We start from the raw sequence: 21899 nt of genomic DNA, 5'->3' as shown, positions 1-21899 counted from the left end.
ATTGTTTAAACGATTGCAGATTAGACGCCGAAAAGCAGCTGATTAACAGTGTAAATAACTAAACCTGCCAACGCACCGACCACCGTGCCGTTGACGCGGATATATTGCAGGTCCTTGCCCACCATCAGTTCGATCTTTTCGCTGGCCTCGTGCGCATCCCACCGCTTGATGGTCTCGGAGATGATGGCCGTGACCTCGCCTGCATAATTAGTGGCCAAGAAGCTCACGATGGACTTTAGGCGGTCGTCTAGCGTGGCGCGCAGCTCACGGTCCGTCGATACGCGCTCACCCCAATACATGCACAGCTCGGTTGCCCGGCGGCGCAGGGTGGAGTTTTCATCGCCGGCGGCCTCGATCAGGGAGGCGGACATGCTCGCCCACAGCTCGCTGGCAGCGCTCTGCACGGCGTCAGACCCCATCACATCAGCCTTCAGCCGCTCCACCTTCGTGATCATCTCTCCATCGAACTGGAGGTCCTGCGCCAGGTTGTTCAGCTGGGTGCGCAGCGCCTGGCGGGCCTTGTGGTTGGGTTGCGTATCGACGTCCGCCATGAACTTCACCAACTGGTTATACACCGTGTTGCCGGCGATCTTGCGGGTGAATTCGGGTGCCCAGGCCGGCATGCGCTCGTCGACAAGCATGACGATGGAGTCCTCCATGCCGTCGAGTTTCTCGCGCGCCCAGGTGATCGTCGCGTCGATCATCGGTTCGGTCTTGCCGTCGGCGATCAGCCCCTCCAACGCGCGCCCGGCCACCGGCCCCCACGTCGGCTCGGCGATGCGCGCGATAACCTGCGAGTTGATCAGGTCTTCGGCATCTTTCGGATCCATGGCGCGCAGTGCGTTGACGGTCAGCCGGCCCGCCTCACGCGACACCTTCTCCGCGTTCTCCCGCTGCGCGAGCCATTCGCCAGCCCGCTGCGGAATATTCGCCTGGGAGACCTTCTCCGTGATCAGCTGCGCGTTGAGGAAGTTCTCCCCCACGAAGCTGGACAGTGCGTCGCCCAACTGGTCCTTCTTATTCGGGATCAGCGCGGTGTGTGGGATCGGGATGCGCATCGGGTGTCGGAACAGGGCTGTCACTGCGAACCAGTCCGCAATACCGCCGACCATCCCTGCTTCCGCCGCCGCGCGCACGTAGCCCACCCAGCCGGGCGCGTCTGTCGTGGACTGCCACCAGGAGCACGCGAGGAAAATCACTGCGGCAAGCACCAGCAGGCCCGTTGCGAAGGCTTGGTGTTTACGCAGTGCTTGACGACGAGCGGCCTCTGCCTCCATGCTCATCCCCGGCATGGAGGACTGCGAGGATGCTTCAGCAACTGGCGAATGTTTACCCATAATAGAAGTCATTCTTTCGGATGGATCGTTAAATAGCGGAAGGTATCAGAAGAAGGTGATCAACCCACTGAACTTAAGGCCATCCTAGACACAAAGAATCCCCCGAGGCACGTGGCCGGTCGGGGGATTCGTCGAAAAGCGGACTAGTTTTTACGCCCAGTCTCTGCCCGGTACTGGCGGTAGTAACGGCGGCCGTAACGCACGGCACCGAAGCCAACGACGTAGAAGACCACCGCGAGGATCGCGCCGATGATCATGAGCGGCTGGCTGTAGTCATCAGAAGAGCCCGTGCCCCAAATACCAGTGGCGATGCCGTAAATCAGGATGCCCGTCGCAGCGATGCCGGACATGATCATCCCCATCCCCAGCCACGTGGAGGTGCGAACAAGGGAAGAATGGGGTGCACCAAGGGACACCGGGTCATAGCCCTCAATGTAGGTGTCCTGTAGCTTGCCACCGGAGTACTCCGGGAAGGACTCAGCCTTAATGTCTGACACTGAGTTCGAAGCGCTCATTGCCTAGGTCTCTCTTTCATGATCATCGTGGCCCGCGGTGAGGCCACCTCAATTAACTGCGGTTAATCTTAGTCGTCCGAGCCGCGGAATGCTGCACGCGCACGTTCCTTGTTGATCGCACCGACGGCCTCTAGTGGGATGCCGGCCGGGCACACGTCGGCGCACTCACCGTAGAGGGTGCAGTGGCCGAAGTTGGTCTCCAGCTCGTCGATCATCTGGCGGGCGCGCTTGCCGCGCTCCTGCTTGCCCAGCGGGGTGAGCTTCAGGTGGTTCAGCTTCGCACCGGTGAACAGGTGGGCTGCACCGTTCGGGCAGGCTGCCACACATGCGCCACAGCCGATGCAGGCTGCGAAGTCCAGGGAACGCTCTGCGTCGTGGTGGTTCATGTGCAGGGTGTCTGCGTCCGGCGCGGTGCCGGCGTGGATGGAGACGTAGCCGCCCTGCTCCATGACGCGGTCCAGTGCGGAACGGTCGACCGTCAGGTCGCGGATCACGGGGAACGCGCCGGAACGGAATGGCTCAATCTTCAGGGTGTCGCCGTCGTTGTACTGCACCAGACGCTGCTGGCAGGCGGGGGTGTTCTTGCCGGAACCGTGTGGGCGACCGTTGACGGTCAGGCCACAGGTACCGCAGATGCCCTCGCGGCAGTCAGAGGCGAAGGAGAATGGCTCGCGACCCTCTTCGACGAATTTGTTGTTGACGTGATCGAGAAGCTCGAGGATGGACATCTGCTCTACAGCGTCGTCCACCTGAACGGTCTCGAAGGCGCCTTCTGTTTCGGGTCCGGCTTGACGCCAGATCTCAAGTGTCAGTTTCATTACTTGTAGTTCCTTGTCATCAGCGGGATCGATTCAAAGTACAGCGGTTCTGCGTGGCGGACGAACTTGCCGTCGGCAGTTGGTTCCCATGCAGAGACGAAGCACCAGTTTTCGTCGTCACGCTCTGCCTCGCCGTCCTCGGAGAGGTGGTCGTCACGGTAGTGCGCACCGCAGGACTCGTCGCGATCCAGTGCGTCGACACACATCAGTTCGCCCAGGTCGATGTAGTCAGCAACACGCTGTACATCCTGGACGGTCTGGTTCATGTAGTCGGTGCCACCTGGGACACGGACGTTGGTCCAGAAGTCTTCGCGCAGTTCGCGAATCTCCTTTATGCCCTGGCGCAGACCGTCGACGTTACGGGACACACCGCAGTACTTGTACAGGATCTCGCCGAGCTTGGTGTGGTAGTAGTCCGGACCGTGTGGGTTCGGGCCCTCGATCGTCGTCAGCTTCTCCAGGCGTGCACGGGAGCGCTCAACAGCTTCCTGCGCCTCTGGGGAATCGACCGGCAGCACAGGCTTGTTCAGGTGATTCGCCAGGTAGTTTGGCACGGTGAACGGCAGAGTGAACCAGCCGTCGACAGATGCGGACAGCAGGGAGTTAGCACCCAGGCGGTTCGCACCGTGGTAGGTCCAGGAGCACTCACCGGCGGCGAACAGGCCGTCGATGGAGGTCATCTCGTTGAAGTCCGTCCACAGGCCACCCATGGTGAAGTGGCAGGTCGGTGCAATGCGCATCGGGGTCGTGTACGGGTTCTCGCCGATCGCGTCCTCGTACATTGTGAACAGGTTGGAGTAGCGCTCGCGGATCGTGTCCTCGCCGAGGCGCTCGATGGCGTCGCGGAAGTCCAGGTACGCGGAGTTGTTCAGCGGGCCCACGGCGTAGCCGGCGTTGATCTGCTGGGAGATCGCGCGCGATGCCACGTCACGTGGAACCAGGTTGCCGAACGCTGGGTAGCGGCGCTCCAGGAAGTAGTCGCGCTCTTCCTCAGGAATGGTGTTCGGGTCGCGGTCGTCGCCCTTTTCCTTCGGGGTCCAGATGCGGCCGTCGTTACGCAGGGACTCGGACATCAGGATCGTCTTGGACTGCCAGGACGCGTTGACCGGCAGGCCTGTCGGGTGGAACTGGATGAACGACGGCGAGGCGAAGTATGCGCCGTGCTCGTATGCACGCATGATGGCCGACGCGTTGGAGTTAATCGCCAGGGTGGACATGTGGTACACGTTGCCGTAGCCGCCGGTCGCCAGGATCACAGCGTGCGCGGTGTGCGCGGTGATGGATCCGTCGATCAGGTTGCGGGTGACAATACCCTGGCAACGCTTCTCTTCACCGGTGCCGGTCACGATCAGATCAACCAGGTCATTGTGGGTGAAAATCTCCACGTTGCCCAGGTGGATCTGGCGCTGCAGTGCCGAAGCGGTGGACAGCTGCAGCTGCTGGCCCGTTTGGCCGCGGGTGTAGTAGGTACGGGAGACCTGGACACCACCGAAGGAGCGGGTGGCCAGGGTGCCGCCGTACTCGCGGGCGAAAGGTGCACCGATGGCGTTCATGTGGTCGATCACGCGAACGGACTCGATAGCCAAGCGCCAGCAGTCGGACTCGCGGCCGCGGTAGTCGCCGCCCTTCACGGTGTCCTTGACGTGGCGGTATGCGCCGTCGTTGTCCACCTTCTTGCCGCGGGCGGAGTTGACGCCACCCTGTGCAGCAATGGAGTGCGCGCGACGTGGCGCGTCGTGGTAGGTGTAGGCCTTCACCTTGTAGCCGAGCTCGCCGAGGGCCGCGGCCGCGGCACCACCGGACAGGCCGGTACCTACGACGATGACCTCGAACTTACGACGGTTCAGCGGGGAGACCAGCTCCATGTGGTCCTTCTGGTACTCCCACATGTCCTTGGTGGGCACGCCCTTGGGCTCGTTGCTCTCAAGGACCTTGCCCGGGGTGACGTCCTCAAAGGCGGACGCCGGCTGCGTGAATTCAGCACGCTCAGTGTTTTGTGCGGTAGTCATTGTGGGCTTCCTCCTACGAGAGCAGTCCGAATGTGATGGACAACGGCATGATGATGTTGGCAATGACAACGATTGCTGGCAGCCAGTACGCCAGGATCACCATGATCGCGTGGCCACGCTCGCCCAACCAGCCCAGGTCGCTCACGGCTAGGTAAATGCCGTGGGTGAGGTGGAGGAAGAGTGCGAGGTTCGCGATGACATAAACCAGGGTGACCCACCAGCGCTCAGGCGCGAAGGTGGCCAGCATGTTGTTGTGCACAGCGCCGTGGACGAACTGGTCCGATGCGACGCCCACACCAATGGTCAGGTCCAGCAGGTGGAAGATGATGAACAGCAGCAGGATCACGCCGGTGATCAGCATGTAGCGCGCTGCCTGGGACTGCAGTCCGCCCATCAGGTTGGTGCGCTTGAACTTGCCGCGGGAGCGCGTGGAGCGTCCGTGCAGGGCAAACGCGCCGTAGACGTGCAGGACAACCGCTACGAGCAGGACGATGCGGATGATCCACAGCAGGCTTTCGCGTGGGAAGAGTGGCTCACCCATGCTGCGCAGGAACTCGCCGTACGCGTCCAGCGCCGGCACGCCGTTCTCTGCAGGCAGGAAGAGCTTCAAGTTACCGACCATGTGGCCGAGGACGAAGAGCGCGAAGATCAGGCCGGTAATGGCCATCGTCAGCTTGATTGCCCAGGTTGGGAACCCTGGCCGCTCGCGCAGCGGCTTTTCAGTAATTTTACCGTGACGAATTGCGTCACGGTCTGCGTTTTGTACAGTCATGGCACCTCCAGTGTCGATATCACTCTACGGGGTTCAGGCGTGGACTTCCCACTTATCGCCCTCCCATCCCATCATCTTTCCAGTCTCCCTACAGGCACGCGGTTTTCGTCGGCACGCGCTTGCCGACGAAGGCCCCTTCACAAACGATTCTTCACAAGTTTGCGAAGAAATACTGCTGGTTGTAGCGCTTCCTGCAACGTTTCGACGAGACACGCCCCCTTGCACCCCACGCGCCACATTAGCCCCGACTTAGCAAAACGCACGTACTGTGATTTTCCCCACCCGCGACAGTTGCGAATTGACACTCTCACAAGAATCACCCCTTAAGGTGTCATACTTTCGGTCCAAACTAGGAGGCCCGCACCGCATTTACCCCTCAAGTTCCTGCACAGTTAACTAACTTTGCACCCACCCCCACACACTTCTTCACAATTTTTGGTTGAATATTGCCCATGACAAAGACGTACGTCGGCTCCCGCCTGCGCCAGCTCCGCCGCGAACGGAACTTGAGCCAAGCCGCGCTCGCCGCTGCCCTCGATCTGTCCGCCAGCTACGTCAACCAGATCGAACACGACGTACGCCCCCTGACCGTCCCCGTCCTCCTGCGCATCACCGAAGCCTTCGGCGTGGACGCCACGTTCTTTTCGCGTGACGACGATTCCCGCCTGCTCGCCGAACTTCAAGACATCATCGGCGACCAGGAAATCGCCAGCACGGACATCGAAGTCCAAGAACTCTCCGAATTGGTCTACAACCACCCCACCATCGCGCGCACGCTTGTCGACATGCACCGCCGCTATCGCAATGTGCGCGACAAGCTCACCATGGCTACCGACGACCGCACCACCTCCGGGCAGGCCATCTCCATGCCCCACGACGAAGTCCGCGACTTCTTCTACGCCAACCACAACTACTTCGATGCCCTCGACAACGCCGCCGAAGCGCTTTCCACCGAGTTGGACGTGCACCAGTTCACGATCCGCGACACCGAACAAGCAATCCGCGCACGCCTCGTCGATAAGCACAACATCGAAGTCGAATCGACACTGAGCACCGACGGCACCCTGCACACCTTCGACGCCGATTGCGGCGTCATCGAGCTTTCCACGCTGCTGTCCACCGGCCAGCGCGCGTTCCGCATGGCCACCGAGCTCGCCCACCTCGAAGCACGGACGCTTATCGACGAAGCCATCGCCGACGAACCCTTCACCAGCGAAGCCTCCGTCAACTTGGCCCGGCGCGGACTGGCCTCCTACTACGCCGCCGGGGTGATCCTGCCCTATAAGCTCATCCACTCTGAGGCGGAGCAAGCGGGCTATGACGTGGAATACCTCTCCAATATTTTCGGGGTGGGGTACGAAACCGCCGCTAGCCGGCTTTCCACCCTGCAAAGGCCGAACCTGCGCGGCGTGCCCTTCACCTTCGTGCGCGTGGACCGCGCCGGCAACATGTCCAAGCGCCAGTCCGCAACCGGCTTTCACTTTTCCACCTCCGGGGGCACGTGCCCGCTGTGGGGGCTATACGCCAGTTTCAACACCCCGGGTGAGATCGTGCGCCAGCATGCCCAGATGCCGGACGGGCGCACCTACCTGTGGATCGCGCGCACCGTGCACCACCACCGGCGCAAATACCAGGACACCGACAAGCTTTTCGCCATCGGCCTGGGGTGCGAGACCAGGCACGCGGACCGCACTGTGTACGCCCACGGCTTGCCTCTCGACGATGTTGACCAAGCCGAGCCGATCGGTGCCGGCTGCCGCGTGTGCCCCCGACAGAATTGTGCGCAGCGCGCCTTCCCCGCCGTTCACATGCCGCTGACGATTAACCCGCACACGACGTCGATCGCGCCCTACTAGTTGTCGTCTTTGCTCTCGTCGTCTTCGTCGTCCTGATCTTGCTGATCGTCGAACTGGCCCCACTTCCGACGGCGCTCGTACTCACGCTCGCTGTAGGTGGCGCCCACGATTTCGGCGGACTCGTCGAAGTTGGAGCCGATGGCGCCAGCGAACGTGCCCAAGGACGCCGACAACCAGCCGATAGTGAAGTAGGAGAACCACCCAGTGGGTACGCTCACCGAGCTTGCTAGGTAGTCGGTGGGAACGATGGCTGCGGTCAGTACGGTCATGACGGCGAAGACCAGAACGTACAGGATCGTGGCGGCCAAGGCGATCGTCGTAAAGGTGGCGATATTGTCCACGTTGCGACGCCACGGGCTGCGGTTCTCATCGGCGCGGACGAACAGGCGATTGCGCAGGATGATCCACATGGTGAAACTGAGGATCGATAACAGCCCCACGCCTACAGCACGCGTGAAAGACATCGAGTGGGCCAGGTCCCAAATCGAGCCATAAAACACGCCGAACCCGCCCGAAGCCGCCATCGCCGCCAAAGAAGACGTGAGTACCCGGGGCATCCGCCACGGCCGGTTACTGCGCGCAGTACCCGCAATCAGCTGCACCGCCCGCCAGGGAGTGTCCAACACCTGCGAACGCACGGTGCTGTCTTGGTCCTGCCCGCGCCCCGCCGTTCTGGGTTCGCTCGTGCCGACGACTCCCCCGTTGCCATCGATCAGCGATATCAATTCCTTCCGCAACCGCCTCCTCGCCCCAAACCAGCCAAAGGACGGAGCAGAGATCACCCAGCCATCACTATCGACAGCGCTTTGCGCCACCACCGGACGGTTAAAAGCAACCAGCGGCAGGTCGGTGACATAGATCAACCTGTCCCAGCCATACTCCCGCAAGATCGCTGGAACCGCTTCCGCCAACTCCAACTGGCCCTGGTGGTCCATGGGGATTTCGCCCAGTTTCACCTCAACGAGGGTGCTCCCCCGCCGCCCCGAGCCAACAAGACGGTTCTCGTCGTCACGAAAAAACTCTGAATCCTCGGTGATGTCATTCAGGATGTCCATGACATCGAGGGAGGGCATCCCCCGGTCCGCAAACACACCGACTCTATAATTTTCCATTAATAAGCAATGCTAGCAGGCACGCAAAAGCCCAGCCCGGCTCGAAGAGTATGAGCCGGGCTGGGCTGGGCTGGGCTAGATCGTCGTCATAAAGCGAACTAGAAGTTGATCATGTGGCCTTCGATGCCGTGGGCAGCTTCCTTCATCGCCTCGGACATCGTCGGGTGGATGTGCACGTTACGTGCGATCTCGCCCGCGGTCAGATCAAAACGCTGCGCCAACGTCAGCTGCGGAGTCATGTCGGAGACGCCATCGCCGACCATATGGCCGCCGAGCAGCTCGCCGAATTCCGCATCCGCGACCAGCTTGACGAAGCCCTCCGTCGCCGCCGCACCAACAGCCTTGCCGTTCGCAGAGAACGGGAAGGTAGCGGTCTTGATCTCGCGATCTGGGAACTTCTCCTTCGCAGCCTCCTCGGTGTAACCGAAGGATGCGACCTGCGGGTTGCAGAAAGTCGCGCGCGGCATCATCTGGTAGTCGCCCAGCGTCTGGGTCTCAGCGCCAGCAATCACCTCAGCGGCGACAACGCCCTGCGCCTCAGCAACATGGGCCAGCTGCAGCTTCGCGGTGACATCGCCAATCGCGTAAATGCCGTCAACGTTGGTGCGCATGTAATCGTCGATGGCAATCGCGCCACGCTCCGTCAGCTCCACGCCGGTGTTCTCCAAGCCGTACCCCTCGGTACGCGGGCGGAAACCGACAGACACCAGCACGCGGTCCACAGTGATGGTCTCAGTCTTATCGGAGCCCTTCTTCTGGTAATCCACCTCAACAGAATCACCATTGTCGCGCACGGCGGTCGTCGCATGGCCCGCCAGGACCTTCACGCCAAGCTTCTTGTACACCTTGGCGATAGTCTTGGAAATCTCCGGATCCTCATTCGGCAGGACGCGGTCCATGAACTCGATCACCGTGACATCAACGCCATACGCGTTCAGCACGTAGGCAAACTCCATGCCGATCGCGCCGCCACCAACGATGACCATCTTCTCCGGAGCCTCAGGATTCAGAATCTGCTCCTCGAAGGACACAACGTTCTCCGAGAACTCCACGCCCTTCAGCGTGTTCACTACGGAACCGGTTGCGATGATGCAATCGTCGAAAGTAACCGTCTTACCCTTGTCATCGCCCTCAGTGATCTCGATGCTCTTCGCATCCTTGAAAGAACCTAGGCCGTGAATCTCGGTGATCTTGTTCTTCTTCATCAGGTAGTGGATACCGCCGACGATCTTCTCCGAGACCTTACGGGAACGCTTATGTGCGTCCTCGTACTCGAATTCCACATCGCCCTTGATGCCGAAGGTCTTCTTCTCATGAGTGAAGATGTTCGCCACCTCGGCGTTCTTGATCAGCGACTTAGAGGGGATACAGCCCACGTTCAGGCAGACACCGCCCCAGTACTGCTTCTCAATAACCGCTACCTTCTTGCCCAACTGAGCTGCGCGAATCGCGGCGACATACCCGCCAGGGCCCGCACCAAGTACAACAACGTCATAGTGTTCTTTAGCCATGCCCCCAAGAATACGCATGCGACTGCACTCTTGTGGCCGTTTCCACCCCTGCGGGGGCAGGTTTCAATCCACTACCGCGAAACGAAGAATCGGGATATAGTGCTGAGAAGTACATTTCCCGTGCAATGAAGAAGGACCCTTCACCCATGAAGATCATGCGCCCCATACTGGCCGCCGCGGCCGCGATCGCGATTGCTGCTGGTGCTGTTCCAGCCACCGCCGAAGAGACTGAACAGCCACCTGTAGCCCCAGAGGCCGACGTCGAAAAGCAAGAGCTAGACGCACTGGACCAGCCGGTACCCGCGGCCGAGGGCACCGCTACCATCAAGTCGCTGACTGTGGCTCCGAAGAATACGGCGACGAAAGCGGACCAGAAGTGGTTCAAGAAAGTCGGCGGGAACGGGTTGGAAGCCTACAGTGTCTACTCGCCTTCGATGGAGCGCGAGATCCCAATCGCCGTCCGCCCGGCACGCGACGAAAACGGTGTGCGTATCGACGACGCGCCAACCCTCTACCTCCTCAACGGTGCAGGCGGCGCGGAACAGGACAACGACTGGCTGACCCTAGCCGGTGGGACGTTCTACGAAACGTTTAAGGACGAGCCTGTCAACGTCGTGATCCCGATGGAGGGCGCGTTCTCCTACTACGTCGACTGGCAGACCAACCCAGGCGAGCAGGGCTACTACAAGGGCAAGCAGATGTGGTCGACGTTCCTGGCGAAGGAATTGCCGGGCGCGATTGAAGGCCACCTCAACGCCAACGACAAGCGTGCGGTAGTTGGCTTCTCCATGTCCGCGACCTCCGCCCTGCTTCTGGCAGAGCACAATCCGGGTATGTACGACGCCGTCGGGTCCTTCTCCGGCTGTGCCGCCACCTCCACCCCGCTGCCCTACTTCTACACCGGCCTGACTGTTGGCCGCGGTGCTGACGGCATGACCCCAGAAAGCATCTGGGGCCCAGTCGGTTCCGACTACAACCGCTACAACGACGCCCTAGTCAACGCTGAGAAGCTGCGCGGCACCGACCTGTACATCTCCACGGCAACTGGCCTGCAGTCCGAGAGCGACATGTTCGGCACCCTGCTGGCAAACAACGGCGGAAACCCGAACGCCGCGCTGGCTGCAAGCTCCATGCTGACCGTCGAAGGCGGCGTCATCGAGGGCGCGATGAACGCCTGCACCCACGACCTGCGCGCGAAGCTCAAGAGCTTGAACATCCCAGCGCACTACGAGCTGCGCACCACCGGCACCCACTCCTGGCCAGGTTGGCACGAGGACCTGAAGAAGTCCTGGAACCTCGTCATCAAGCCTGCACTATTCGACGATGTCGAGAAGAAGCCTGCCGCGGACGAAGGATCTGCTAACTTCTCGTCGGCAAATCTGTAATTAATAGACTAAAAGGAGGGCACCCACAGCGGGTGCCCTCCTTTTTGTGTATCGGGATCTAGAAACCTAGAACATGCCCAAGGCGAGCGCGATGGTCGACGACGTCGACGAACCAGCGTGAATCAGCTGGCCGAGGAATTCGTTGAGTTGAAGCTGTATTTGCTCGATGGGAGACATAGTCAAGTCCCTTTCTTGTAAAAAGTCGTGTGAATGTGCGATGGATACGCCACGTTTATCGCCAGGAATCCAGCAAACGTTAACCCGCATTGTGCCACATTAATCACTTGTGCAACCACAAACAGCAGATTAAGGTGCACACGGAGACGTAACATCGCATACCCTAGGTACGATACGTGAATTGTGGCGCACCTGTGAAACATCGGTGAAAAGCCGAACGTCCGAAGAAGCCAAAGAAAAGAATAGGAAGCCTCCCTCCATGAAGCTGAAGCGTTCCGTCCTTGCCGTGGGCACCGCCCTAGCCATCGCAGCTGGCGCAACCCCCGCCACCGCCGCTGACCTGACCCCTGCCCAAGTCGCTGGCGAAACCGCAGTCGGCACCGTAAAGCCACTCGACTCGCAGCCAAAGGCAGTCACCACCGGTGAGCCACAGTCCTGGCTGGAGTACGTCGACGGCAACACCATCAAGGCATACTCCGTGTACTCGCCATCGATGGACCGCGAAGTCCCAGTCGGTGTCATCCCAGCACGCGACGCAGAAGGCAACCTCATCGAGGGCGCACCCACCGTCTACCTGCTCAACGGCGCCGGCGGCGCAGAGCAGGACTCTGACTGGTTCAAGATGACCAACAAGCTGGAGTTCTACCAGAACAAGGGCGTCAACGTCGTCGTGCCGCAGGGCGGCGCGTTCACCTACTACGCAGACTGGCTGAAGGACGACCTCAACACTCCATACCTGAAGGGCCCTCAGAAGTGGGAAACCTTCATCACCAAGGAGCTGCCGGGGCCGATCGAGGCAGAGCTGAAGGCCGATAACCGCCGCGCGATCGTTGGTTTCTCCATGTCCGCGACCTCCGCGCTGCTCATGGCCGAGCACAACCCAGGCTTCTACGATTCCGTCGGATCCTTCTCCGGCTGCGCCGCCACCTCCACCCCGATTCCGTACCAGTTCCTGCGCCTGACCGTGCAGCGTGGTTCCGGCACGTTGAACGATTTCAACATGGTCACCCCCGAAATGATGTACGGCCCAATGGGCGGGTCCTACAACCGTTACAACGACGCCCTGGTCAACGCAGAGAAGCTGCGCGGCACCGAGCTGTACATCTCCACCGCGACCGGCCTGGCCGCAGAGACCGACATGGTGGGCTACTACACCGGCCAGGGCGCACCCTATGCCGTCGGTTCCGCGAACGCTCTGACCCTCCAGGTCGAAGGCGGCGCCATCGAGGCCGCAATGAACGCCTGCACCCACGACCTGCGCGCGAAGCTCAAGAGCTTGAGCATCCCAGCCCACTATGAGCTGCGCAATGCCGGCACCCACTCCTGGCCAGGCTGGCGCGAGGACTTGGAGAAGTCCTGGAACACCACGATCAAGCCTTCCTTCGATATGTAAAGATCGCAGGAGGCTTCGTCGTTAAGCTTGGGTCTTATGCGCAACATTGACCCGAAGCTTCTCGACGACATCACCGGCCAGCCCGCCCTCGAATGGGCGCAGGCGTGGTCGGATAACACACTCGCCGCATTTGACCTTGAGCCGCTGCAATCGCGGATCCTCGAGGTGCTGGACACTGACGCGCGGATTCCGTACGTCACCCGGCGCGGCGAGTTTTTGTATAACTTCTGGCGCGACGCCGACCGCCCGCGTGGGGTGTGGCGCAGGACGCTTCTCGACGATTACCTCACCGACTCCCCCACCTGGGAAGAACTGGTTGATGTTGATGCCCTCGCCGCCGCCGAGGAAGAGGACTGGGTGTGGAAAGGCGCCGTGGTGCGCGCGCCGCAGTATGACCGCGCGCTGATCAAACTCTCGCGCGGTGGCGCCGATGCTACGGTGATCCGCGAATTCGACCTGGGCCGGCGCGCTTTCGTGGAGGGGGACGCGTTTGACCTGCCGGAGGCGAAAAGTTATGTCTCCTGGGCAGGCGATGCGCTGCTAGTCGGCACGGATACGGGTGCCGGGTCGCTGACCGAGTCCGGCTATCCGCGTGAGGTGCGCAGGTGGCAGCGTGGACAGGCGCCTGACGACGCCCCCGTCATCTTTTCCGGCCAGCCCGAGGACGTCCTTGTCGCCGCCGCCTACGACCCCACCCCCGGCTTCGAACGCACCGTGATCACCCGCGCGCTCGATTTCTACAATTCCGAAACCTTCATCGACGGCGAGCGCCTCAACATCCCCACCGACTGCGACGCCACCGTCTTCCGCCAGTGGCTCTTCCTTCAGCCCCGCACCGCGTTTGATGGGATCCCGGCTGGTGGGCTTGCGGTGCGTGACGACGATCAACTGACCCTACTCGTGGAACCAGACCCCCATACATCTGTCGTTTCCATTGCGTTTACGGATTCCGAACTGCTGGTGACCACGCTTGTGGATGTCGCCACCCAGATCCACGCGTACCGGCTGGGCACCTGGGAGCGACGCCGCGTAGAGGTGCCGGAGGCCTCGTCGGCAAGCATTGTGGCCACAAGCCCGCTCGACGGCGACGAGTACTGGATCAACACCTCCAGCTTCACCCAGCCGTCCACGCTGCTGCGCAACGGTGAGGCCGTGAAGCAGGCACCCGCGCTTTTCGACGCCGCCGGCCTAGACACCCGCCAGCACTGGGCCACCTCCGCCGATGGCACGCAGATCCCCTACTTCATCACCGGCGACTTCAGCCGCGGCGCGCAACCCACCCTGGTCGGCGGCTACGGCGGTTTCGAAGTCTCGCTTACTCCCAGCTACTCCGCCGTGCGCGGACGCGCCTGGCTGGAGCGTGGCTACTACTATGTGCAGCCCAACCTGCGCGGTGGCGGCGAATTCGGACCGGAGTGGCACTCGCAGGTCGTGAAAACCAACCGGCATAAGGTGTGGGAAGACCACGAGGCCGTGCTGCGTGATCTGGTCGAACGCGGCTACAGCACCCCGCGGCAGATCGGGATCCGGGGTGGTTCCAACGGCGGGCTGCTCACCTCCGGCGCACTGGTGCAGTACCCGGACGCGCTCGGCGCCGCCGTCATCCAAGTGCCGCTGACCGACATGCTGCGATACCACACCCTCTCCGCCGGGGCGTCCTGGATGGCGGAGTACGGCAACCCCGACGACCCCACGGAGCGCGCCGCCATCGAAAAGTGGTCACCGCTGCACAACATCCCGCAGCGGGAGGATAAGGAACTGCCGGAAGCGCTGGTCACGACGTCGACACGCGACGACCGCGTCCACCCAGCACACGCCCGCCGCTTCGCCCACGCCCTCCACCAGGCGGGCCAGCCCGTGGACTACTACGAAAACACCGTCGGCGGGCACGCCGGAGCCGCCGACAACACCCAAACCGCCCGCGTGGAGGCCCTGATCTACAGCTGGCTAGCCCAGAAAGTAGGATAAGTCCCACCATGACCAGCAAGATGACAAGCACGAGGCTGCGCTCCACCCCCATCCCCGGCACCCGCGACGCCTACACCGGCGTCGACTTCAACCTGGGCTTCCACATCCGGCACTACGAGCTCGACCTCACCTACCGCGTCGACCCCAACCGGCTCGAAGGCACCGCCACACTCCTGATGGACAACTGGCAGCCCCTGCGCACCCTCACCCTCGACCTGATGCAGAACATGGTCGCCCGGCGCATCATCGCCCACGGGGCCAGCGGCCTCACCGTCAAAGTGACCAAGTTCAAACAGTCCGGCAACAAACTGCGCATCACCTTCGGCGAAGACATCCCCGTCGACTCCGAATTCCGCCTTGTCATCTCCTACGGCGGCAACCCCCGACCCCGCCGCACCACCTGGGGCGACATTGGCTGGGAAGAACTCGAAAACGGCTCCCTTGTCGCCAGCCAGCCCAACGGCGCGCCCTCCTGGTTCCCCTGCGACGACACCCCCGACGAAAAGGCCACCTACAGCATCCGCATCAGCGCCGACGACCCCTACGTCGTCGTGTGCAACGGGCGCCTCGTCGATAAGCACGCGCACGGCTCACGCACCACCTGGAACTACGAAACCACGCACCGCATGGCCACTTACCTAGCCACCGTGCAGGTTGGCGAGTACCAGCGGCACGAGCTCGGGCGCAACACCCACGTGTGGGTCAGCCCCGACAATGCCGCCGCCGCGAAAACCGCGCTGCGCGACCAGCAGGCCATGCTCGATTTCTACGAACAGCTCTTCGGCCCCTACCCCTTTACCGACTACACGGTGGTGGTCACCGACGATGAGCTCGAAATCCCCCTCGAGGCGCAGGGCCTAAGCATCTTCGGCATCAACCACATGACCGGCTGGGAAAGGCTAATCGCCCACGAGCTGGCCCACCAATGGTTCGGCAACTCCCTCGGCCTGGCGCAGTGGGATGATATCTGGCTCAACGAAGGTTTCGCTTGCTACTGCGAATGGTTGTGGTTCGAGCACCGCGGCACCCCGGCCCAGGTGAACGTGGACCGCGAGTACGCCATTTTGCAGCGCAAGGCCAAGGACGTCGTCGTGGGCGCGCCGGGGCCCCGCGACATGTTCGACGACCGAGTGTACAAGCGCGGCGCCATGGCTTTGCACGCTTTACGACGAGCCCTTGGCGACTCTGCCTTCTTCCCCGCGGTGCGACGCTATGTCGCATCGGGTGCCCACAGTGTTGTGGAGCCGCGGGATTTGAAGCGCGAACTCTACGCGGCCGCCGATTCTGTGTCGGTCGAGCGTTCGCTTATCGACGACATCCTGCATGCTTGGCTGTTCGATCCCGCTTTGCCGGAGTGCCCACGATGAGATCCCTGTCGATGGCCACGATCTTCGCCGCTTTGTCGGGGTTCGTGGTCATCTGGGTGGCGCAGTGGCCGCTCGACGCCGAAACCCAGATGCGCTACTTCCAGGCGTACTGGGGCTTGTTTTTTGCCTCTGCGGGTGTGATCGATGGGATCACGCAGGAAACCACGCGCGCCGTCGCGGCGCAGACCTCGCAAGCTCGGTCTGCGGAGGTACGGTCTGCGAGGTCTGCGGATCCTTGGAGGTTCGGCGGGATCGTCACCATCGTGGTGTTCGCAGTGGCGGTGACGGCAGGCTTCTTCGCCATGAGCAGCGTCGTTCCACCCGCACCGGGCCTTGCCACGGGTTTGCTCGCTTTCGGACTGGTCAGCTACGTGTTCCAGGCGGTTCTTTCCGGCATTTTGTCGGGCGCCAACCTGTGGGGCCAGTACGCCAGCCTGGTCGCTTTGGATTCCGGGATCCGTTTGGTGCTCGCTCTTGCGGCCTGGGGCTTCGGCTGGGGGTTAGAGGCTTTCCTTCTGATCACGGTGATCGGCGCGTTGAGTTGGGTGGTGGTGTTGGCGGGTTCGTCGTCGGCACGCGCGGCGATCGGCGCACAGCTGGACGTCTCCCCCGGCCCCTTTGCCCGGCGCGTGGTGCAGGCCATGCTGGCGTCGGGTGCGAATGCGGCGCTGATTACCGGCTACCCCACTTTCCTCAATGCGGCTTTTCCGCACGAGGACCCGACGACCACAATCACGATCGCTGGCATCATCAATGCGGTCACGCTGACGCGCGCCCCGATCCTGGTGCCTTTGCAGCGGTTCCAGTCGATGCTCGTCGTTAAGTTCGTTGAGGCCGGGCGCGGGATCTACCGGGCGCTCATCATGCCGATCGCGGCCGTGCTGGGCGTCGGGGTTGCAGGCTTCGTCGCGGCCTCGCTGGTCGGTCCGTGGATTTTGGACGTCGCGTTCAAACCGGAACTCTTCGTCAACGGGCTCACGCTCGGCCTGCTCACTTTCGCATCGTCGCTGACGGGCAGCCTCATGATCACCGGCACCGCCGTGCTGGCCCTCGAGCAGCACGGATGGTACGTAGCGGGATGGCTGACGGCATCGGCGGTGGCGTACCTGATCCTTTTTGCGGCGCCGCTGGGGCTGGTCGCTTCGGTGATCGTTTCTCTGGTGGCAGGCCCATTAGCAGGTGCTGTGGTGCACCTGCTGGGTTTAGGTCGTGCGCGCTCGCGGCGGCCCGTGCTTGACTAGCCGCATGGCCCCGCCTCGGGCCACCGGATGATTGTTCAGCCGCCACTGTCCATACGGTGAGACGTGGTAGTTCTCGCCGCCGCGCTGTTCGATGTGGCCGTAGATGTTGGTGTCGCTCATCCTGCCATTATCGAACCTGCACACGGTGGATAAGTTGCGCACCGACGTCGGCCCGCCGCGCGAGTAGGGGATGTTGTGGTTGATTTCGCAGTAGTCGGCGCCTTCGCCGCATCCGTCGCAGGTGCACACGGGTTCGACGGCGGCTAGCGCCTCGCGTTGTTTTTCGTTGGCGAACCGGCCTTCGAAGACGTTGAGCACACCGAGCATCGGCGAGACCAGCACGATGCGGCAGTCCTCGGCGAGATTCTGGCGCGCCAGTTCCGACGAGAGGATCCGGGTGCCGTTGGTCAGCGAGAGGATCACGTCGCCGTCCTCACGCTCCTCCCCGATGGAGGCGACGTCTTCGGCGCGCACGATCACGCGCGCGGATAGCGTCGGCTCAGCAGAGGTACCACCGCCGAAGATGCGACGCACGGCTTCCTCGGCACGGTCATCCTCGGGCACGTCGTTCAGCGCGTCCAGCGCGGCACGCACCAGGTGGCCTGGGGCGGTGGCGGACAGGCGCATGTGGGTGGAGTTCGGGATCGCGCGGGCGCTTATCGACGATTCGTTCACCACCTTTTCCGGGCCGTTCAATTCGGCGAGGAGCTCGTCGGCACGCGCACGGATGCTGCGCAAAATCGCAGGCTGCTCGGTGAGTTCTTCGCGCATGCGCCAGGAATGCTTCTTATCGTCGAGCTTTTTCACCTGCTTTTCGATCTCGGCCAGCGTGTTGAATGTGTGGCGGTTGTCGGCGGCGTTGCGGCGGGCGCGCGCTTGGTAGCGGGTGTGGCTGGTGGAGCCAAAGTAGATGGTGGACAGTTTGTGCAGCAGTTTCGCCATGGTGGTGTCCAGGCCGTCTTTGCACATATCGATGACAGACCTGCCGGCGGCGCCCTCCAGGATGGAGATTGCGCTGGCCCAGCCGGCTGCGAAGGTCTGATATGTGGTCATGATTCGAAGACTAAACCAGCGCGCAACTTCCCGCGCACCTCACTAAAAAATCTGTGGATAACCCCCACTTATCCACAGGGCAGAAACAGGGAGAGCCGAAGTATAGTAACGTTCATGGGTTCGATGTTGGTCACCGGCGGCGCCGGTTTCATTGGTGCAAATTTTGTCCGTCTCGCCCTTGAGCGTGATCCTGACCAGCGCATTGTGGTCGTCGATAAGCTGACGTATGCCGGCAATCGCGCAAACCTGGAGGGGCTGGACATCGAGTTCGTGCAGGGCTGCATCACCGACGCCGCGCTTATCGACGAGCTCGTCTCTGGCGCCGATGTGGTGGTGCATTTTGCGGCGGAGTCGCACAACGATAATTCGCTGGCGGACCCTTCGCCGTTTATCCAGACGAACCTGGTGGGCACCTTCACGCTGCTGGAGGCGGTGCGCAAGCATGGGGCGCGGTTCCATCACGTGTCCACCGACGAGGTCTTCGGCGATCTTGCACCCGACGACCCGCGTTTCGACGAACACACCCCCTACCAGCCCAGTTCGCCCTATTCGGCGTCGAAGGCGGGCAGCGATCATTTGGTGCGGGCCTGGGTGCGTTCCTTTGGTGTGGAGGCGACCATCTCCAACTGCTCCAACAATTATGGGCCGTACCAGCACATCGAGAAGTTCATCCCCCGGCAGATCACCAACCTGCTCACCGGCCGGCCCGCGAAGCTCTACGGCACCGGGGAACAGATCCGCGACTGGATCCACGTCGACGACCACAACGACGCCGTACTGACCATCCTCGACCGCGGCCGCCCCGGCGCGACCTACCTCATCGGCGCCGACGGCGAGGCCACAAACAAGCACGTCATCGAGCTGATCTGCGAACTGATGGGCGGCACCTACGAACACGTCGCCGACCGGCCCGGCCACGACCAACGCTACGCCATCGACGCTTCCCTCCTCCGAGACGAGCTCGGCTGGCAACCACGCTATACCTCGTCGTTAAGCGAAGGCCTGTCCCGTACCATCGACTGGTACCGCGCCAACGAAGACTGGTGGGCCGCCGACAAGGCCGCCGTGGAGGCGAAGTACGCGCGCACGAAGCAGTAGGGTGGTTGCATGCAGGTTTCTACCACGGCGATCGAAGGGCTGCTCATAGTCGAGCTGGACGTGCACACCGACGCGCGCGGCTGGTTCAAGGAGAATTGGCAGCGCGAGAAGATGGTGGCGGCCGGGCTTCCGGATTTTGGCCCGGTGCAAAATAACATCAGCTTCAACGCCGAGCGCGGCACGACGCGGGGGCTGCATGCGGAGCCGTGGGACAAGTACGTCTCAGTGGCAACGGGTGCGGTGTTCGGGGCGTGGGTGGATCTGCGGGAGGGTTCTTCGTCGTTCGGCGAGCAGGTGACCTGCGAGATCACGCCGGGCGTTGCGGTGTTCGTGCCGCGCGGGGTGGCTAATGGCTTTCAGTCGCTTATCGACGCCACCGCCTACGTCTATCTTGTGAACGCGCACTGGACGGCGGATGCGCAGTACTCCTTCGTCAACCTGGATGAGGTGGAGTGGCCGCTGGAGCCCACGCAGGTCTCTGAGAAGGACCTGGCACACCCCGCGCTTGCCGATGCCACCCCCGTCCCTCCTCGCCAAGTGCTGGTCACCGGCGCAAATGGGCAGCTGGGGCGCGCTCTGCGGGCGGTCGCCCCGGACTGGGAGTACTGCACCCGCGAAGAATTCGATATCACGGAGCCGCCGGCGCGTGACTGGTCGCAGTACCGTGCCGTCATCAACACTGCTGCGTATAACGACGTCAACGGTGCCGAAACCGACCGCGCCACCGCCTGGGCCGTCAACGCCGAGGCCCCCGCAAAACTCGCCAGCATCGCAGCAGCCCACGACCTCGTTTTTGTCCACGTCAGCAGCGACTATGTCTTCGACGGCACTGTTGAGGTCCACTCAGAAGACGAAGTACCCAGCCCCTTGAGCTTGTACGGCGCATCCAAGGCCGCGGGGGAATCGTCGGCACGCGTTGCTCCGAAACACTATGTGATCCGCACCTCGTGGGTGTTCGGCGAGGGCAAAAACTTCATGCATACCATGGCCGAGCTGGCCGAACGCGGCGTGGAACCGCGGGTGATTCATGACCAGCGCGGCCGCCCCACCAGCGCCGAAGACCTGGCCAAAGGGATTAAACACCTGCTAGATGTGGGCGCCGAGTATGGGGTGTACAACCTGTCGTCGTCAGGCGACGTGGTCGGCCGCGATGAGATCGCCATGGCTGTTTTTATCGGGGTCGGGCACGATCCTGCCGAGGTACACCCAGTCAGCACGGAACAATACGCCGAGCTAGTGGGGCCGGAAGCGCCGCGCCCGAAAAATTCTGCCTTCGACTTATCCAAAATCGAGGCAACCGGGTTCACACCCAGCAACTGGCGCGCCGCCCTCGCCCTGTACTTGGCGTTACTGTAGCGGTTGTCTAACGGTCGGTACGTGGTTCGCGGACCCACGCCCCGATCACACCCGGAATCACCTCAGGGCCTTCACCGAGGAGCGCTTTGAGGTTTCCTTCGCGTTCCACCGCGCTTGTTTTTATTCCGCGTACCGAATTCGATGTGCCACCGCGCTGGTTTCCGCCGCGACCGGCACCCATCATCCCGCCCATCGGCATCCCGCCACGGCTCTGGTTGCCACCATGACCGGCGAAGCCGGCGTGACCTGCACCTGGGGTTGCGTGAGGTGTTGGTTTTCCTACCGCACCGTGTGGGCCAGCCCCGCCAAGCGCACCCTGCGAACCAGACATCCCCGACGCACCCGGCAGGCCCTGCGCGCCTGGCGTGTTGCCGGAGCAAGCGAGGCCGCGACCATGACCGCCTGAGGCAAAACCGCCTGCGCCGTATCCGCCACCGATTCCTGTCATACCGGGCGCCCCGATTCCGGTGTACCCTGTGCCTGCGTGGCCACGGCCAGTATTTCCCAACCCACGCCCAGCACCTGCCACGCTGCCAGGCACTGCGGTACCCAGGCCATGACCGGGGCCGCCGGTACCTACACCGCCAGGGCGAGAAGCCACACCAGCAGCAGTTGTTGGCACACCAGCTGCACCCACACTGAACCGTCACGGGTTTCTTGCCGCCTTCCGATAAGGAAGGATCACCAGCATGAAAAAGTCCTACGACCCCGAGTTCAAGACCCGGGCCGTCCGGATGGTCCAGCAGCACCGCGAGGACTACCGATCACTGACCGCCACCTGCACCGCCATCGGCAGCGAGCTCGGGGTATCCCGGGAAACCCTGCGCAACTGGGTCCGGCAGGCCGAGGTCGACGCCGGCACCGCCCCCGGTGTCACCACCGAGGAAAACGAGGAAATGGCCCGGCTGCGCAAGGAGAACAAGCGGCTGCG

18 protein-coding genes are annotated in these 21899 nt (G+C 62.4%); 9 read left to right on the top strand and 9 right to left on the bottom strand.

Annotated elements, in window-relative coordinates; genetic code table 11:
• Positions 1-20 precede the first annotated feature (20 nt).
• The 5 genes from B097_RS0105360 to B097_RS0105340 form a co-directional block, all read right to left on the bottom strand.
• Positions 21-1337 carry a DUF445 domain-containing protein gene (locus B097_RS0105360; RefSeq protein WP_018581516.1) on the bottom strand — a complete coding sequence of 439 codons (1317 nt, stop codon included), beginning with the start codon at positions 1335-1337 and terminating at the stop codon, positions 21-23.
• Between the two features lie 143 nt (positions 1338-1480).
• Positions 1481-1852 carry a hypothetical protein gene (locus B097_RS0105355; RefSeq protein WP_018581515.1) on the bottom strand — a complete coding sequence of 124 codons (372 nt, stop codon included), beginning with the start codon at positions 1850-1852 and terminating at the stop codon, positions 1481-1483.
• Between the two features lie 68 nt (positions 1853-1920).
• Positions 1921-2670 (bottom strand): succinate dehydrogenase/fumarate reductase iron-sulfur subunit, encoded by a 750-nt coding sequence (locus B097_RS0105350; RefSeq protein WP_018581514.1) that lies wholly within the window; start codon positions 2668-2670, stop codon positions 1921-1923.
• Entirely contained in the window at positions 2670-4679 is a 2010-nt protein-coding gene (locus tag B097_RS0105345) for a fumarate reductase/succinate dehydrogenase flavoprotein subunit (protein ID WP_018581513.1), read from the bottom strand. Before B097_RS0105345 ends, B097_RS0105350 begins: the two co-directional genes overlap by 1 nt.
• 13 nt (positions 4680-4692) lie before the next feature.
• A complete protein-coding gene (locus tag B097_RS0105340) occupies positions 4693-5451 on the bottom strand; it encodes a succinate dehydrogenase cytochrome b subunit (protein ID WP_018581512.1) in 759 nt (252 codons plus the stop codon).
• Between the two features lie 452 nt (positions 5452-5903).
• Between B097_RS0105340 and ramB the strand changes: the two genes are divergently transcribed.
• Positions 5904-7307, top strand: coding sequence for an acetate metabolism transcriptional regulator RamB (gene ramB, locus B097_RS0105335; protein WP_018581511.1), 1404 nt, complete (start codon positions 5904-5906; stop codon positions 7305-7307).
• Here the strand turns inward: ramB and B097_RS0105330 are convergent.
• Positions 7304-8419, bottom strand: coding sequence for a hypothetical protein (locus tag B097_RS0105330; protein ID WP_147287112.1), 1116 nt, complete (start codon positions 8417-8419; stop codon positions 7304-7306). The genes ramB and B097_RS0105330 overlap by 4 nt on opposite strands.
• A gap of 98 nt (positions 8420-8517) precedes the next feature.
• On the bottom strand, positions 8518-9930 hold the full coding sequence (lpdA, locus tag B097_RS0105325; RefSeq protein ID WP_026254331.1) for a dihydrolipoyl dehydrogenase: 1413 nt from the start codon (positions 9928-9930) through the stop codon (positions 8518-8520).
• Positions 9931-10076: 146 nt separating this feature from the next.
• Between lpdA and B097_RS0105320 the strand changes: the two genes are divergently transcribed.
• From B097_RS0105320 to B097_RS0105295, 5 genes are all read left to right on the top strand, one after another.
• Positions 10077-11315 carry an alpha/beta hydrolase gene (locus B097_RS0105320; protein ID WP_018581508.1) on the top strand — a complete coding sequence of 413 codons (1239 nt, stop codon included), beginning with the start codon at positions 10077-10079 and terminating at the stop codon, positions 11313-11315.
• A gap of 436 nt (positions 11316-11751) precedes the next feature.
• Positions 11752-12885 (top strand): alpha/beta hydrolase, encoded by a 1134-nt coding sequence (locus B097_RS0105310; protein WP_018581506.1) that lies wholly within the window; start codon positions 11752-11754, stop codon positions 12883-12885.
• A 36-nt stretch (positions 12886-12921) separates the two neighbouring features.
• Positions 12922-14853 carry a prolyl oligopeptidase family serine peptidase gene (locus B097_RS0105305; RefSeq protein ID WP_018581505.1) on the top strand — a complete coding sequence of 644 codons (1932 nt, stop codon included), beginning with the start codon at positions 12922-12924 and terminating at the stop codon, positions 14851-14853.
• Between the two features lie 8 nt (positions 14854-14861).
• Positions 14862-16220 (top strand): M1 family metallopeptidase, encoded by a 1359-nt coding sequence (locus B097_RS0105300; RefSeq protein ID WP_018581504.1) that lies wholly within the window; start codon positions 14862-14864, stop codon positions 16218-16220.
• The gene (locus tag B097_RS0105295) at positions 16217-17461 is read left to right on the top strand and encodes a hypothetical protein (protein ID WP_040429417.1); all 1245 of its coding nucleotides are present in this window, start codon (positions 16217-16219) and stop codon (positions 17459-17461) included. The genes B097_RS0105300 and B097_RS0105295 overlap by 4 nt, the downstream gene beginning before the upstream one ends.
• Here B097_RS0105295 and B097_RS13115 read toward each other — a convergent pair.
• Positions 17423-18514, bottom strand: a complete 1092-nt coding sequence (locus tag B097_RS13115; RefSeq protein WP_018581502.1) for an HNH endonuclease signature motif containing protein — start codon at positions 18512-18514, stop codon at positions 17423-17425. The two genes, B097_RS0105295 and B097_RS13115, sit on opposite strands and share 39 nt — an antisense overlap.
• A 123-nt stretch (positions 18515-18637) precedes the next feature.
• On the opposite strand from B097_RS13115, the gene rfbB reads away from it, so the two are divergent.
• Together rfbB and rfbD are read left to right on the top strand one after the other, a co-directional pair.
• Positions 18638-19612 carry a dTDP-glucose 4,6-dehydratase gene (rfbB, locus tag B097_RS0105285; RefSeq protein WP_026254329.1) on the top strand — a complete coding sequence of 325 codons (975 nt, stop codon included), beginning with the start codon at positions 18638-18640 and terminating at the stop codon, positions 19610-19612.
• A gap of 9 nt (positions 19613-19621) precedes the next feature.
• Entirely contained in the window at positions 19622-20968 is a 1347-nt protein-coding gene (rfbD, locus tag B097_RS0105280; protein WP_018581500.1) for a dTDP-4-dehydrorhamnose reductase, read from the top strand.
• Between the two features lie 7 nt (positions 20969-20975).
• On the opposite strand, the gene B097_RS13475 is transcribed toward rfbD, so the two are convergent.
• Positions 20976-21590, bottom strand: a complete 615-nt coding sequence (locus B097_RS13475; RefSeq protein ID WP_147287110.1) for a hypothetical protein — start codon at positions 21588-21590, stop codon at positions 20976-20978.
• Positions 21591-21657: 67 nt separating this feature from the next.
• Between B097_RS13475 and B097_RS0105270 the strand changes: the two genes are divergently transcribed.
• Positions 21658-21899 (top strand): transposase (locus tag B097_RS0105270; RefSeq protein ID WP_018581377.1); only part of this gene is annotated, 242 nt, incomplete at its 3' end.

The organism is Corynebacterium pilosum DSM 20521 = CIP 103422 (genome assembly GCF_000373805.1).
Classification (GTDB): Bacteria; Actinomycetota; Actinomycetes; order Mycobacteriales; family Mycobacteriaceae; genus Corynebacterium; species Corynebacterium pilosum.
The sequence above is the reverse complement of the archived record's forward strand: the minus strand, read 5'-3'. Positions and strand labels throughout refer to the sequence as shown.